This is a genomic window from Streptomyces sp. HB132, assembly GCF_016909575.1.
Taxonomy (GTDB): Bacteria; Actinomycetota; Actinomycetes; order Streptomycetales; family Streptomycetaceae; genus Streptomyces.
Window position 1 is genome coordinate 91,529 of the sequence record NZ_JAFBGA010000008.1, and the last position, 13,403, is coordinate 104,931.

The window sequence follows — 13,403 nt, forward strand, 5'->3', positions numbered from 1 at the left end:
CTTCTCGCGCCAACCGGCGGCGCCGTCGGCGCTGGAGCAGGCCGGAGGTACGCGAGGAATGATCTATTCGGCTCTGCCGGCGCTGGCGTTCGTCGTGGCGAACGCGATGGGCGGGCTGGCGGTCGGCGTCATGGTGGCACTCGGGGTGGCCGTGATCATCGGTATCGAGCGCCTCATGCGCAAGGAGTCGGTGTCGCCGGCGCTGGGCGGGGTGTTCGGTGTGGCGATCGCGGCCGGCGTCGCCTGGTGGACGGGGTCGGCCAAGGACTACTTCCTGCTGGGTATCTGGCTGAGCCTGGCCGGTGCGGTGCTGTTCCTGGGGTCGGTGGCCGTGCGGTGGCCGCTGGCCGGGGTGATCTGGAACTCGATGTCGGGCAAGGGTCAGGTATGGCGTAGGGAGCCGCGCTCGCGGTTCTACTTCGACATCGCTACGGTGACCCTGGCGCTGATCTTCGCGGCCCGGTTCGTGGTCCAGCAGTACCTTTACACCCAGGACGAGGTCGGCTCGCTGGGCGTCGCCAAGATCGTCATGGGCTACCCGCTGCTGGCGGTGGGACTGCTCGTGACGGCCTGGGCGGTCCGCGCCTCCGACCGCCGCCTGCGCGCCCTCGGGTTGATAGAGGCCAAGCGGTGAGACCCATGCGGCACGGGCGTTGCCGTCGCCCTCACCCGCGGCGGCAACGTCCTCAGCCCGTGCCGCCGGTGACCGGATCCCCGACGGCGCCACCCGTGGCCCTGCGGACCGCGTGCGCGATCCGCTCGGGAGTGCCCCGGAAATCCTCCGGGCTCGCGCCGTCCAGCAGGCCCGCCCCGACGTGCTCGTTCAGCACCCGCAGCGCCGCACCCGCGGCCGCCGCGTGCAACCGGATCTCCACATCGTCCGGCTCGCCCCCGAGGCGCTTCGCGATGATCTCGGCCATCTGCCGTTCCACCTGGTCACAGGCCATCAGCCAGGCAGTCCTGATGGCCGGCTCGCTGTCACCGAGGCGGATCATCTTGATGCCGAGCGCGATGTCCTCCCGCTCCATCGGAGTGGCCTCACGGCCGTGCCGCAGCGCCTCGGCGCGGAAGTGGTCCTCCAGGGAGAGCCCGAGCGGCCAGTTGCGCAGGGTGTCGAGCTCCCAGTCGACGCTGCTCATGACGATCGGCTCCGCGCAGCTCTCCTTGCTGCGGAAGTGGCGCCAGATGGTCCGGGTGGAGAGGCCGACGGCCGCAGCGATCTGGTCACCGCTCGTCGCCTCCACCCCTTGGGTCCAGAACAGGCGGGAAGCCTCCCGTGAGACCTCCAGGCGAACCCGGCGCCGGCGCTCGGCGCTCATCCCGCCGCGTCCCTGCCCGGTCGTTCCCTCAGCTCCCGCCATGCCCGCTCTCTTCCTGGTCCGGACGCGGCCATGCCGTTCCGCCCCTTCAAGGCCGGGCGAATCGTCCTGGGAAATGGTGACTCATCGCATCTGCGGCCTCAGTATTCACTAAGTGACAGAATGCTATCAAGTGACATCCGGGGCAGGAAAGAGAGGAGAGCGCTATGCCGGACAACGCCTCAGTACGCCTCCCGGACCCGCGCGAACGGCTGAGGCTGCGCATCTCCCGCGCCGCGACCCTGCTCTTCTTGACCGGCGGAACCGCCGCCACCAGCGGCGACAGAATCGCCAAAGAGACAGGAGTGTCCACCCGGACCATCTGGCGTCACTTCCGCAACAAGGAGAGCTGCGCCGAACCCATCGCACTGCGCGGCCTCGACTGGGAGCTGAACACGCTGCGCAGCTGGCCGCCCGGAACTCCTCTGGACACCCACATCATCTCCGAAGCGGCTCATTTCGCTCCCGACCAGCACGACCATTTCCTCCAGGACTTCAGCCTTTCGGCGCGGCTGGTCCACCTCACCCGACACGAACCCGTGCTCCGCATCGCCTGGCTGATGGCCTGCGACCACGCCGAACGGGAACTGACCGCAGTGCTCGCCAACCGGGCGGGTCTGCCGGCCCACACGCCGCACCTGCGGGTGAACGCCGCGGCGGGCGCAGCGGCGCTACGGATCCTGCACGAGCGCAGAAGCGCGGACCCCGCGCTCCGCGCCGGGCGGGACACACCCTCCGCACACGCCTCTCGTACGGCCGCCGTGCTCGCTCGCGTGATCTGTCCCTGCCCGCCGGACTCGACCGCACGGCCACCTCCCTGACGCGCAGGGTACGAGAAGCCGGCCAACAGGGCACCGGATCCGAACAGTTCGCCGGCCGCGCCCGCGGCCGCCCCGCCGCGGTGATCATTGGAGGAGCTCATCCCGTGTCCGCCGACCGACCCGACGTCCCGTACCTGACCGTCGAGGACATCCTCGACTCCCCGGACCGCACCGGCGCCGTCATCTCACCCGACGGCTCGAAGTTCGCCTATCTGGCCCCGTGGCGTGACCGGCTCAACGTCTGGATCCAGGATCTCGACAGCGAGGGGAAAGCACGGTGCGTCACCGCTGACTCCCGCCGCAGCGTCCTGCGCTACCACTGGACCGACGACCCGCGCTGGCTGCTGTACGAACAGGACGGCGACGGGGACGAGAACTACCACCTCCACCGCGTCGACCTGGAAAACCCGGACGCCGATGCCGTTGACCTCACCCCTTTCCCGGAGCCCGGGTCACCGGCTTCGATCTCCCCCTACCCGGCCCGGCCAGGCCGTCCTGAACCTCAACCACCGCGACCCAGCGGTGTTCGACCTCTACGAACTTCACATCGCCACCGGCGAACTCACGATGCTCGTTCAGAACCCCGGTGGCTCCAGCGCCCTTGTGTACGCACCCGACGGGACGATGTACGGACACGGGCTGAGCGAGGACGGGGACATCGAACTGCCGCGATGGGAAACGGAGTCGGGCACCATGTGCCGCGTCACCACCTTCCCCGGCTCCGACCATCCACTGGACCTGCAGCCCTTCCAGCTCACCCCGGACGGAACCGGCGCCTGGGTCGGCTCCTACCGCGACAGCGAGCACACACGGATCGTCCACGTCGACCTGAACACCGGCCAAGAAACCGTGGTCGACAGCCACCCCGGCCTCGACATCGACCCTCGCGCCACCGTCTTCCCCGCCCTCCCCGCGCCGCTGATCCTCGACCGCCGCACCAAGGACCTCATCGGCGTGCGGTACCTCGGCGAACGCGCCGTCATCCGGCCGCTCCCCGCCCACTTCGCCGACGTCCTCGACAACCTGCGCAAACTTTCCGACGGCGACGTGGCTGCCCTCTCCTCGGACCGCGCGGGACAGCGCTGGATCGTCTCCTTCACCCACGACCGTGACCCCGGCGTCACCCACTTCTACGACCACTCCACCGGCGACAGCCGCGTCCTGTTCCGCCCCTACCCCCGCCTCGACCTGGCCGCCCTCGCGCCGATGGCCCCGTCACGATCCGCGCACGAGACGGCCTGGAACTTCCCTCGTACCTCACCCTGCCGCTGCACAGGGAACCAGCCGCACTGCCCATGGTGCTCCAGGTGCACGGCGGACTCTGGCACCGCGACAGCTGGGGCTCGACCCCACGGCGCAACTCCTCGCCAACCGTGGATACGCGGTCCTCCAGGTGAACTACCGAGGCTCCACCGGATACGGCAAGAGCTTCCTCAAAGCCGGGATCGGCGAACTCTCCGGCGCGATGCACGACGACCTCGTCGACGCCGTCGGCTGGGCCGTGGAGCAGGGTTACGCGGACCCGGCGCGCGTCGCTGTCTTCGGCGGCTCCTACGGCGGGTACGCAGCCCTCGTCGGAGTCTCCTTCACGCCCGGCCTCTTCGCCGCCGCCGTCGACTTCTGCGGTCCCTCCAACCTGGTGACCACCCTGCGCAACATGCCGGACTTCGCCAAGCCGTACCTCACCAACAACTGGCACCTCTACGCGGGCGACCCCGAAGACCCCGCGCAGGAAGCCGACCTCTGGGCCCGCTCACCACTCAGCCGGGTGGCCGACATCCGCACCCCGCTGCTGGTCGTCCAGGGCGCCAACGACGCCCGCGTACTCAAGTCTGAGTCCGACCAGATCGTCGAGGCTCTCCGGAACCGCGGCATCGACGTCGAGTACCTGGTGGAGGACGACGAAGGGCACAGCTTCGTCAACCCGGAGAACAACATCGCCATGTACCACGCGGTCGACCACTTCCTGGCCCGTCATCTCTGAGGCGGTGGCACGGTGGCGGCCGGGTCGTCCATCTGAAGGAACGCCAGGTCGTGGTCGTTGGTGGGCCCCTCGGCCCGCAGGAACGCGGCCTCCGGAGTGCCGCTGCCGTCAGCATGGAGACGGAAGACTGTCCGGAAGCCGAGTAAAACGCTGTAGAAGGAGACGCTGCGCTCGATGTCACGGACGTGGAGCACCGCATAGTCGAGGCGCTGACGGCATAGTCACTCCAACTGCGGCGGGGTGGACGCCGACGGTCCACGGGCGGTGCCGGCTGGGTTGCCGCTGCCGCGTTTCGCGGGCGAGCGCCGGCCCTTTCCGTGGATGTCTCGCCGTGGCTGCGCTCGGACGCGCCGTGCTCGGCGGAGAGGTTTTCTGCCACGTCCACGGCTGGGCGAATCCGCCTCCCGGTTCTTCCTGGGCCGGCCGTACTCGTTTGGATCATTCCTTGGCCGGAGGCGGCGCGTGAGGAAGGCGCAGTCGGAAGCATGCGCCGGTGTCCGAGGTGACGAGGGCGAGGGTGCCTCGGTGGTGGTGGGCGAGTTCGCGTGCGATGGGGAGGCCCAGGCCTGTGCCCCCGCGGTCGCGGGAGCGGGCGTCGTCGAGCCGGACGAAGCGTTCGAAGACACGTTCGGAGTTCTCGGCGGGTACGCCCGGCCCGTCGTCGTGGACGGACAGGATGACCTGCTGGTCCTGGTTCCGTACGGTGACCTGGACGCGGCTCGCTGCGTGGCGGGTGGCGTTGTCGACGAGGTTGCGCAGCAGTCGCTCGTAGTCGTCGGGCCTGCCGTGTACGTAGGCGGGTCCGGTGGTGTCCGTGGTGAACGTCACCGGGCGGTCAGGAGGCTGTTCGTACCGTTCGGCCAGCTGGGAGACGAGAGCCGTCAGGTCGACTGGTCCGCGGTCGGCCGTCGGTGCGCGGGCGTCTAGGCGGGCGAGGAGCAGCAGGTCCTCGGCGAGGGTCTGCAGGCGTCGGGTCTGCCGTGCGGCGGTGGTGACCGCGGCGGGCCAGTCGGTGCGTTCCGGGTAGGCGAGGGCCACTTCCAGGCTGGCCAGCAGGGTGGTGAGCGGGCTGCGCAGTTCGTGTGCCGCGTCCGCGATGAAGCGTCGTTGCTGGGCTGCGGCGTCGTCGAGGCGTTGCAGGGTGGTGTTGATGGTGGTGGCCAGGGCGGTGATCTCGTGTCCCGTAGCGGGAACGGAGACACGTTCGCGGGGGTCGCCCGGGGTGACGGAGGCGGTGGCGGCGCGGATCGCTTCGACCGGCCGCAGAGCGATGCGTACGGTGAAATAGGTGATGGCGGAGATCAGCACGAGGCTCACGAGTCCGGCCCGCAGCAGCAGGGAATTCACGCTGTCGGTGATCGCCTCGGTCGTGTGCGGGAGCACCACCACATGGACCCGCAGTGTGGCGTCCGGGGAGACGCCCAGGTTCGCGGCCCCGGTACTGCTGAGCTCACCGGCCCAGATGTCGGTGGACAGGACTGCGTAGGTACCGCCGCCCATGTCGAACCTGCCCGCGGGCTCGGTCCGGCGCTCTGGAATGCGGATGGTGCGCTGCTCGTAGTACCAGCCCGAATCGGCAACGAGTGGCTCGGAGAGCCGAGGCGGGGCGGGCAGAACATGGGGGGAGGTCGGGGCGAAGACGTCCATTCCTCCGCCGGAGGCGACGGCCGTGCTGCGGCCGGTCGCGACGACCTCGTACGGCACGGCGCTTCTGCGGCTGGGAATCTTGCCCTCACGCAGCTGGTCGGCGAGAGCGAGGAGAGGTGCCTCAGCCTGGGCCAGGGCGATCTGGGTGCTCTGGCGGTAGACGTCGCGGTGCAGCCACCACCCGATGGCGACCAGGATGACGGCGGCGGTCGAGGCGACAGCCAGGGCGGTTCGGGCCCGCACGGACCGTGGCCACCAGCGGCGCCGTGGCTCAGCCGTGTTCACGGTCGTCCACCAAGCGGTAGCCGATACCTCGCACAGTCTGTAGGGACGTCCGGCTGAACGCCGCGTCCACCTTCTTGCGCAGCACGCTGACGCGCGCCTCCACCAGATTCGGGTCCAGAGCGTCATCAGGCCACGCGTGATACAGCAGATCCGCCTTGGAAACGGCCTGGCCCGCCCGGCGGGCCAGCAGCTCCAGCACCGAGAACTCCCTAGGAGTGAGGTCCACCCGCGCTCCGGCCCGGCGGCAGACCCGGGCGGCGATGTCCAGCGAGAGGTCCCCGACGGCGAGGACGGGCGGGGCGACGGCGCAGGCTCGCCTGACCAGGGCCCGCAGCCGTGCAACCAGCACGAGGTACGAGAAGGGCTTGGCCAGGTAGTCATCGGCACCCGTGTCCAGGGCCTCGGCCTGGTCCCACTCCCCGTCCTTCGCGGTGAGCACCAGGATCGGAGTCGCGTTGCCCTCGCGGCGCAGCTGGGCGCAGACCTTGTAGCCGTTGAGGCCGGGCAGCATCAAGTCCAGGACGACCACGGCGTACTCACCGGTCCTGGCCATCCACAGCCCCTGCCGACCGTCGTGGGCGAGGTCGACGCTGTAGCCCTCGGCGGTCAGGCCGGTGTGCAGGGTCCGGGCGAGGTCCACCTCGTCTTCGACCACCAGGATGCGCATGCCGTGCAGCCTTGCACAGGGCCGGCGGCGGTTCCTGATCGGCCGGTCAGGTCGGGTCAGCAACCGGTCACCCGGGGCCGGGCACAGTGGCGGCTTCTCCCGCCGCCGAAAGGTCCCGCCGCCGATGTCCATCGACGTACGCGCTCCCGCCGCCACCGGGTCGGATCCGGCTCCACCGCCCTGCGCACAACGGCCCTCCGCCCGGGTCAAGGCCCTGGCCGCCGTCTTACCCGCCTCGCTCGCCTTGGTCGTGGGGCTGTGGGGCATCCGCAGACAGAACACCATGTGGGGGGACGAGGCCGTCACCTACCAGCTCGCGCAACGCGAACCGTCCCAGATATGGCACACGGTCCAGCACGTCGACCTGGTCCACGCCCTGCACTACGCCGTGATGCACGTGGTCTTCGATCTCTTCGGTGCCGGGCTGCTGTCCTTGCGACTGCCGTCCGTGCTGGCCATGGCCGCCGCGGCGAGTGGAGTCGGACTTCTCGGACTGCGCCTGGCCGGGCCCCACGCCGGGTTCTTGGCCGGGCTGGTGTTCGCGCTGCTGCCCCAGGTACAGAAATACGCGCAAGAGGGCCGGTCCTACGCCATGGTCTGCGCGCTGATCGCCTGGGCCACGTGCGCTCTGGTGGCCAACGTTCCGCGGCCCGGCCGATGGCGCTGGGCAGCGTACGGCCTCACCATGCTGCTGGCATGCCTGCTCCACGAGTTCGCGGTGCTCGCCCTGGCCGCACACGGTGTGACGCTGATCGTCTCCCACACCCCGAAACGGGTGTTGAGGGCATGGGGCCTCACCGCCGTAGGCGTGGTGATCGGGCTGTTGCCACTCGTCGTCGTCAGCGCGGGGCAGTCGGAGCAGGTGTCCTGGATCGGCGGACCGGTACGTCCCTACCCCCTGCTCGTCGCCGTGGTCGCGGGGATGCTGTGCGCGCGTGCCCCGCTGCGGAGCAGGGGACCCGTCAGCGTCGCCGCGCTGGCCGTGCCGATTCTCGTTCTCCCAGGTGCACTGCTGCTGACCGCCTCTCTGATCAAGCCGCTCTTCGTCGACCGCTACGTACTGTTCAGCGACATGGGGATCGCCCTGCTGCTGGGTGCCTGGCTGGACCACATGCGCCGACCACCGCGCTACACCCCGGCCGTGTACATCGCGGCCATCGCGGCCCTGGCCGCGCTCGTTCCAACGAGCCTCTCGCTCAGAACTCCCCAGAGCCGGAGTAACGACGCCATCGCCATCGGCGCCGCCGTGCGGGACGAAGGCCACCCTGGTGACGGGCTGGTCTACATCGCCGGCCGCCACAGAATCCTGGCCGCGACCTACCCCGGGGACACCCGCCACCTGACAGATCTCGCGCTGGCGCAAGGCCCCGTCGAGTCGAATACGCTCGCCGGTGTCGAGCTTCCCGCCCGTGACATCGCGGCACGCATGATGCAGTTCCACCGGATCGTCACGGTCCGCGTGGCGCGCGCAGACTCTCTCTCCGATCCACAGGAGAAGGCGAAAACAGATACCTTGCGGCGCCATTTTCGCGAGCACGCAACAACGCGGGTCAACGGAGCTCGTATCACCGTCTACGTCCGAGACCACGGCCCGCCCCCGAAGGCCGGCACTCCGGTGCAACACCCATGGTGAAAGCGCGTGACACGGTCTTGTCGAGATGCCCTGAGCGGGCGTGAGCCATGTGATGAGTGGGCCCTTCGTGATGGTGTGGATACTCGACCGTGTATCGCGGACGACGAGTTGTGGGCGGTGATCGAGCCGACGTTGCCGCCGTGGCGGAGCGGTCACCGGTTACGCCCCACCAGCCAACGTCAACGGGATCGTGCTACCGGCTCTTAGCCGCGAACCCGGAGACACCGGGAAATCTCACCGCGCTCCGCTCGGCCTTGTGTCGTGCCCTCGGCCTGTTCCCCCGCTCTGGACCAGGCCAGTTGTGCTACGAGTAACGCTGGCGATCCGGACGGTGGGGGTGAACGCTCAGAGGTGTGCCACCGGCGGACGTGCGGCCGGTGCCTGCCGCTGAAGGCCACCGCCGAACGCGAGAACGAAGCGGCGATCACCCTCCCCCTTTGACCGCGGGACTCTCCTACGCACAGGGCGCACCGACGTGACCCCACCAGCACGAGACTTCGTGCCGGTGGAGTCACTGCGTACTTCGGGGAGCCATCACGGGCCGGATTTCCGGTGCCGAACCAACGTTGGGCCGTGACGCTCATTTGACGCTCTCGGCGCCCGGAGGCTCTCATCCAGGACCCGAAAAAAGCTATGGCCTGCTGCTTTTCTCCCTGCGTCCAGGCCGACATCTTTCCGATGACGCACCACGTGGAGTGCGTGGCGATCCTGGAGCCGGTGAAGAAGGACGACTGACCTGCTGTTGTGTGGTTCGGGTGGGTTGCTCGACCTGTTTCCGTTTGTGCAGCGGGTCGAGCGGACGGATTGCCCCGTGGAAGCTTCCTGAACTGCGAATTCATGAGCGAGGCGCTGCGGGTGAACGCCTTCGGGTCTCATCCGGAGATTCTTGACGCTCGAAGCGGAAGTCTCGACCCACGGACCCCTCCGGCTGGGGCCGTGCGGACCGGACCATCGGCACGGGGGCGAGGAATCCGGTACGGGCGTCCCGCCGCACCTCCCCAGCGGCGGCGCGAACTGCCATCCCGCCCCACGTTTCTTGGAGCCGAGAGCGCGGCCCGTCCGGACCACAGAACGTGGCACTGTGGTTTCCTGACGCAGGATCACGGGAGGGGGCGGACACTTGCGTGCCCAGCCCTCACGCATTTCCGGCTTGTTGTACGGGAGAGGGCTCTACGCCGCTTCACGGCCGGGTCCTGACCTTGGCCTTGGCCTCGGTACGGGAGGTTCGCGCGGGCCGAGGCGGGTCTGCGCGCCGTAGTTGTCGCCGACCGCTCGGGAGCGGGCCCAGTTGAAGCCGCCCACGCTGTGCCCGCGAGCGGTCGGCGGGAGGTTGGCCGCCAGGAGGATCTGGTCCCAGCGCCAGCGCATCACGGTGCGGGGGAACGGATTGGCACTCTTGCCGCATGCGGGTCGAGCGGCCTGCCCTCGCCCTGCTCCCACCGGCGGGAAGGTGGTCGCGCGAGGGCGGAGGGCGAGCGTCAGTCCGCGTTCGGCCGGTGTGCGGCGGACAGGCTCTGCTTGACGTACCGGCTGGTCTCGTCGGCGAGGATCTCGGGCAGGCCGGCCTCGATGCCGTACATGGCCTGGGCCGCGACATCGGCGGCGGCGACCTTCTGGTCGGCGGGCACAGCGGCGGCCATGTCGGTGTCCATGTAGCCGACGTGCAGCGCCGAGACGGTGATCCCGCGCGGTGCCAGCTCCTCACGGGACGCGTCGCTCAGCGCCCAGGCGGCGGCCTTGGAGGCCGCGTAGGAGCCGAGGTCGGCCGGGTGGAACCAGGACAGGGCGGACAGGACGTTGAGTACGGCGCCGCCGCCGTTGCCCTCGATGACGGGGGCGAAGGCGCGGGTCGCGGCGAGCGGGCCGAAGAAGTTGGTCTCCATCTCCCGGCGCACATCCACGACATCGCCTCCGATCAGCGTCGCACCCGTGGAGATGCCCGCGTTGTTGATCAGCAGTGTCGCGTCGGACGCCACGCGGGCGGCCTCCCGTATCGACCCCTCGTCCGTGACGTCCAGCCGCAGCGGGATGACACCCGGCACGTCGACCGTCTCAAGGCGTCGCGCCGCGCCGTACACCTTCGCGCCGCGCCCGACGAGCTGGGCGGCCAGGTGCCGCCCGAGGCCCCGATTCGCGCCGGTGACGACCGCGACCGCGTTCTTCAGTTCCATGTTCGCTCCTGGTCCTGGCGGGGCGCCGTGGGCCACCCGCCATCAATTAGATTATGAATGCAATCTAAACACGGGTCTATGATAGATGCCAGTCGACATCCAAACGGGAGGTGGTCATGGGCCGCGTATCGCAGGCACAGGCGGAGGAAAATCGCAGGCGGGTGGTGGACACCGCATCCCGGCTGTTCCGGGAGCAGGGCACGCAGGTCAGCGTCGCCGACCTGATGAAGGCGGCCGGTCTGACCCACGGCGCCTTCTACAAGCAGTTCGCGTCCAAGGAGGCGCTCGTCGACGAGGCCACCGCCCACGCCTTCGCCGAGCTCGCCCAACGCTACAGCGCCGGGCTCGAACGGCACGACGGGCGGCGCGACGCCGCCCAGCAGGCGCTGATCGACGCCTACCTCTCCGTCGAGCATCGCGACGCCCCGGCGGACGGCTGCCCGGTTGCCGCGCTCGCCACCGACATCGCGCGCGAGGGCGGGGGGCGCGAGGCCCGTCGCGTCTACGTGGAGGGGGTGGCCGGCTTCGCCGATTTCCTCGCCACCGACGACCAGGACGGCCTCGTCCGTCTCTGCACCCTGTTCGGTGCGCTGGTCCTGTCCCGGGCCGCCGAGGGCTCCCCGCTCTCCGGGGAGATCCTCGCCGCCGCGCACGCGGCCTTGACCGAAGCGAGCTGATCAGGGGCGCGTGCGGGTGCACATCGACCGCGCGGCGGTCTCAACCTCCCTGACCTCTTCGGCCGCGGCCGTGCGGACCGGACCATCGGCACCTGGGAGGCCTCCGGTCCGCAGGTTTGGTGCGGTGGGGCACGACGGCGGAGGAGCGATGCCCGTCCGGGACGGGGCCGTCATCTCGCCTCGGCGCATTCGTCGACGAACGCGCAAAGCCGACGAACGTGGCTCAGATATGAGGGGAGCGGGTCCGCGTCGGGCTGCATGTGGGACGCACCCTGGAGCCACCGCTGCCACAGTCCGCCCGGGCCCAGGAAATGGTCGGCTCGATCACCTCCGAGGTTCAGGTCGATGAACCGAAGTGCACCCATGACTGCGGTCTGGTCGTACGCGAGGTCAGGGCGGCGCAGGTAGCGGTCAAGGTAGGCGGCCAGCAGATCAGCGTCGCGCGCCGTTCCGAATCCGGCCAGGGACACGCTGTAGGCCGGCCCGACACAGCAGAACTCGCTGGCCAGCAGGAGCTCCCCGAGGCGCTCACGGAACTCGGTCCGGTGGGAGACAGCGACGAGCCACGCCGCAGTTCTTCGTTCTCGCCAGCCGCCCTCGAGGAGAATGGCGATCTCACCCGAGGTGATGAGTCCCGCGTCCTCGCGGAGAACTCGCATGAAGCGGTCGCACTCAGGACCTTGCATGCGCAACATGCTGCCGCCGAGCTTCAGGTAGCGCCGCTCGGGCGTGACATAGCGGCGGATCAGGGCCGACAACTCCGCATCGTCCTGGGGATGGCGTATCACACCGCCCATCTTGCCTCGCTGGTGCGGAAGGCGGGCAGTGCGTTCTTCGCACTCGTCTTCCGCCGCCCTCACCGGGACCGGCGCGACGGACCGGCCGGAATTCGTGACTGGACGGGCCGTGTCAGCAGCCGGCGAAGCGGCGGCCAGGAAGTCGGCTTCTCTCGGGGGTGAGTCCCGGCACCATCGGCGTCGGTGGGTACATGTGCGAGAGGACGAGTGCGGGGGTGTCGGGGGACGGGCGGGATCTGACGGAGCTGTGGCATCAGCACGGGCCCGATTGTCTTCCGGTCGGCTACCAGCTCCGCGACTCGTATCGAGATGTCTGGGTACGTTTTCACCTGCCGGAGTCAAAGCGGTACGCGGAGGACAAGAGCGAGTAAGCCGTCGTCCTTGAGCGTCACAACACCGTCCTTGATGAGTTGTCCGCTGGTGCGGAGGTGTATGTGATCACTCCGCTCTGCACGAAAGGAGCCGAGGTTCCGTCGTCGCGCCCCCTCACGGGGAATTGGCGGAGTCTGCTGGTGGAGGACAATCCCGACCCCGAGTTCCGCTCGTACTGCCACCTCTTCGCCGTCCGCCGGCCCTGGCAGCGCGGCTGCGTCGACGACTCGCTCCGGCACATCGCCGACAACAAGGTGGCGGGTGTCCTCATCACCGACACCCGGATGCGGCGCGTCCACCACCCGTACGACGGTGGTGCCGACGTCTTCCTGGCTACGTCCGAGGAACGGGACCGGATGCGCGATCGGCATGCCGACCGGCTTTTCCGTCATCCGTCGGGTCTCTGACCCGTCCGGATCACCGCTCCACTCAGAATGGTCTGCACCGCGAGTACCGGGTTGAGAGGCTCGACGAGTTCCTCGGTGGCGACGGCTACGAGGCGCGCGGGCGCCTCACCGTCCATTAACGCGCTCACGTACTCGATGGCCTCCGCGGGTGCGAGCATGGGGAGCCTCCGGCGCAGTGCCCGCGCAGCGTGCATGCGCCCGTGTGTGGCGGCTGTTTCGCGTAGCGCGTCGTGCAGGTCGTCCACCGCGGTGTGCACCGGCAGTCCACGTATCCGGGCTCGGTAGTCGGTCTCCCACTCCCCGGTCACTGCGGAGACGGCGCCGATCCGGTGCAGTCCGCCGTCGACACGGTCGACCAGGTAAGGCCCGTTGCCGGCCAGCATGAACTCCGAGTTCCGGGTGCGTACGAACTCCTCGGACTGCCAGGAGACGATCCACACCAGCTCGTGCTCCTCGACGTCGACCACCGCCATGCGCATCACATCCACACCCGCGGTCCGCCACGTTCGGTAGTCGCGCTCCAGTTGCTCTTCAACAGCCTGAACGGCGTCGCCTCGCTCAATCACGCGTGCAGCATCCCGTAC

The 13,403-nt window shown here is 69.2% G+C and carries 13 protein-coding genes and 1 pseudogene; 6 read left to right on the forward strand and 8 right to left on the reverse strand.

All coding sequences use genetic code 11. The features are described 5' to 3' along the window. Nucleotides 1-31: 31 nt before the first annotated feature. On the forward strand, nucleotides 32-634 hold the full coding sequence (locus JOC24_RS19340; RefSeq protein WP_275588577.1) for a DUF3159 domain-containing protein: 603 nt from the start codon (nucleotides 32-34) through the stop codon (nucleotides 632-634). Nucleotides 635-686: 52 nt separating this feature from the next. Here the strand turns inward: JOC24_RS19340 and JOC24_RS19345 are convergent, their stop codons facing one another. Next, nucleotides 687-1,361: a TetR/AcrR family transcriptional regulator gene (locus tag JOC24_RS19345; protein ID WP_239580682.1), complete on the reverse strand. Its 675-nt coding sequence runs from the start codon at nucleotides 1,359-1,361 to the stop codon at nucleotides 687-689. Nucleotides 1,362-1,525: 164 nt separating this feature from the next. Here JOC24_RS19345 and JOC24_RS19350 point away from each other — a divergent pair, with 164 nt between their 5' ends. Next, a complete protein-coding gene (locus tag JOC24_RS19350) occupies nucleotides 1,526-2,179 on the forward strand; it encodes a TetR/AcrR family transcriptional regulator (RefSeq protein ID WP_205021594.1) in 654 nt (217 codons plus the stop codon). A gap of 429 nt (nucleotides 2,180-2,608) precedes the next feature. On the opposite strand, the gene JOC24_RS33380 is transcribed toward JOC24_RS19350, so the two are convergent. Beyond that, nucleotides 2,609-3,307: a hypothetical protein gene (locus tag JOC24_RS33380; protein WP_239580683.1), complete on the reverse strand. Its 699-nt coding sequence runs from the start codon at nucleotides 3,305-3,307 to the stop codon at nucleotides 2,609-2,611. On the opposite strand from JOC24_RS33380, the gene JOC24_RS33385 reads away from it, so the two are divergent. Then, a complete protein-coding gene (locus JOC24_RS33385) occupies nucleotides 3,288-4,163 on the forward strand; it encodes an alpha/beta hydrolase family protein (protein WP_307792730.1) in 876 nt (291 codons plus the stop codon). The two genes, JOC24_RS33380 and JOC24_RS33385, sit on opposite strands and share 20 nt — an antisense overlap. On the opposite strand, the pseudogene JOC24_RS34230 reads toward JOC24_RS33385, so the two are convergent. The 3 genes and pseudogenes from JOC24_RS34230 to JOC24_RS19370 form a co-directional block, all read right to left on the reverse strand. Next, nucleotides 4,154-4,360, reverse strand: a pseudogene (locus tag JOC24_RS34230) (VOC family protein); the annotation flags it as partial. The gene JOC24_RS33385 and the pseudogene JOC24_RS34230 overlap by 10 nt on opposite strands. Before the next feature lie 241 nt (nucleotides 4,361-4,601). Then, nucleotides 4,602-6,095: a sensor histidine kinase gene (locus tag JOC24_RS19365; protein ID WP_205021596.1), complete on the reverse strand. Its 1,494-nt coding sequence runs from the start codon at nucleotides 6,093-6,095 to the stop codon at nucleotides 4,602-4,604. After that, nucleotides 6,082-6,762 carry a response regulator transcription factor gene (locus JOC24_RS19370; RefSeq protein WP_205021597.1) on the reverse strand — a complete coding sequence of 227 codons (681 nt, stop codon included), beginning with the start codon at nucleotides 6,760-6,762 and terminating at the stop codon, nucleotides 6,082-6,084. The genes JOC24_RS19365 and JOC24_RS19370 overlap by 14 nt, the downstream gene beginning before the upstream one ends. Before the next feature lie 124 nt (nucleotides 6,763-6,886). Here JOC24_RS19370 and JOC24_RS19375 point away from each other — a divergent pair, with 124 nt between their 5' ends. Beyond that, nucleotides 6,887-8,395 carry a glycosyltransferase family 39 protein gene (locus JOC24_RS19375; protein WP_205021598.1) on the forward strand — a complete coding sequence of 503 codons (1,509 nt, stop codon included), beginning with the start codon at nucleotides 6,887-6,889 and terminating at the stop codon, nucleotides 8,393-8,395. 1,478 nt (nucleotides 8,396-9,873) lie between these two features. Here JOC24_RS19375 and JOC24_RS19380 read toward each other — a convergent pair. Beyond that, on the reverse strand, nucleotides 9,874-10,566 hold the full coding sequence (locus JOC24_RS19380; protein ID WP_205021599.1) for an SDR family oxidoreductase: 693 nt from the start codon (nucleotides 10,564-10,566) through the stop codon (nucleotides 9,874-9,876). A gap of 116 nt (nucleotides 10,567-10,682) precedes the next feature. Here JOC24_RS19380 and JOC24_RS19385 point away from each other — a divergent pair, with 116 nt between their 5' ends. Next, nucleotides 10,683-11,243, forward strand: a complete 561-nt coding sequence (locus JOC24_RS19385; protein WP_205021600.1) for a TetR/AcrR family transcriptional regulator — start codon at nucleotides 10,683-10,685, stop codon at nucleotides 11,241-11,243. A gap of 170 nt (nucleotides 11,244-11,413) precedes the next feature. Here the strand turns inward: JOC24_RS19385 and JOC24_RS19390 are convergent, their stop codons facing one another. Next, nucleotides 11,414-12,031, reverse strand: a complete 618-nt coding sequence (locus tag JOC24_RS19390; RefSeq protein ID WP_205021601.1) for a DUF6000 family protein — start codon at nucleotides 12,029-12,031, stop codon at nucleotides 11,414-11,416. A 521-nt stretch (nucleotides 12,032-12,552) separates the two neighbouring features. Here JOC24_RS19390 and JOC24_RS33390 point away from each other — a divergent pair. Beyond that, nucleotides 12,553-12,819 (forward strand): DUF3885 domain-containing protein, encoded by a 267-nt coding sequence (locus tag JOC24_RS33390; protein ID WP_239580685.1) that lies wholly within the window; start codon nucleotides 12,553-12,555, stop codon nucleotides 12,817-12,819. On the opposite strand, the gene JOC24_RS19400 is transcribed toward JOC24_RS33390, so the two are convergent. After that, complete coding sequence (locus JOC24_RS19400; protein ID WP_205021602.1) at nucleotides 12,801-13,385, reverse strand: YrhB domain-containing protein; 585 nt, start codon at nucleotides 13,383-13,385, stop codon at nucleotides 12,801-12,803. The genes JOC24_RS33390 and JOC24_RS19400 overlap by 19 nt on opposite strands. Nucleotides 13,386-13,403 lie beyond the last annotated feature (18 nt).

What these genes read in the sequence shown, in the direction of transcription:
- JOC24_RS19345 (WP_239580682.1), bottom strand. Translation starts at nt 1,361, where the DNA reads ATGGCGGGAGCTGAGGGAACGACCGGGCAGGGACGCGGCGGGATGAGC.
- JOC24_RS19350 (WP_205021594.1), top strand. Translation starts at nt 1,526, where the DNA reads ATGCCGGACAACGCCTCAGTACGCCTCCCGGACCCGCGCGAACGGCTG.
- JOC24_RS19370 (WP_205021597.1), bottom strand. Translation starts at nt 6,762, where the DNA reads ATGCGCATCCTGGTGGTCGAAGACGAGGTGGACCTCGCCCGGACCCTG.
- JOC24_RS19375 (WP_205021598.1), top strand. Translation starts at nt 6,887, where the DNA reads ATGTCCATCGACGTACGCGCTCCCGCCGCCACCGGGTCGGATCCGGCT.
- JOC24_RS19380 (WP_205021599.1), bottom strand. Translation starts at nt 10,566, where the DNA reads ATGGAACTGAAGAACGCGGTCGCGGTCGTCACCGGCGCGAATCGGGGC.
- JOC24_RS19385 (WP_205021600.1), top strand. Translation starts at nt 10,683, where the DNA reads ATGGGCCGCGTATCGCAGGCACAGGCGGAGGAAAATCGCAGGCGGGTG.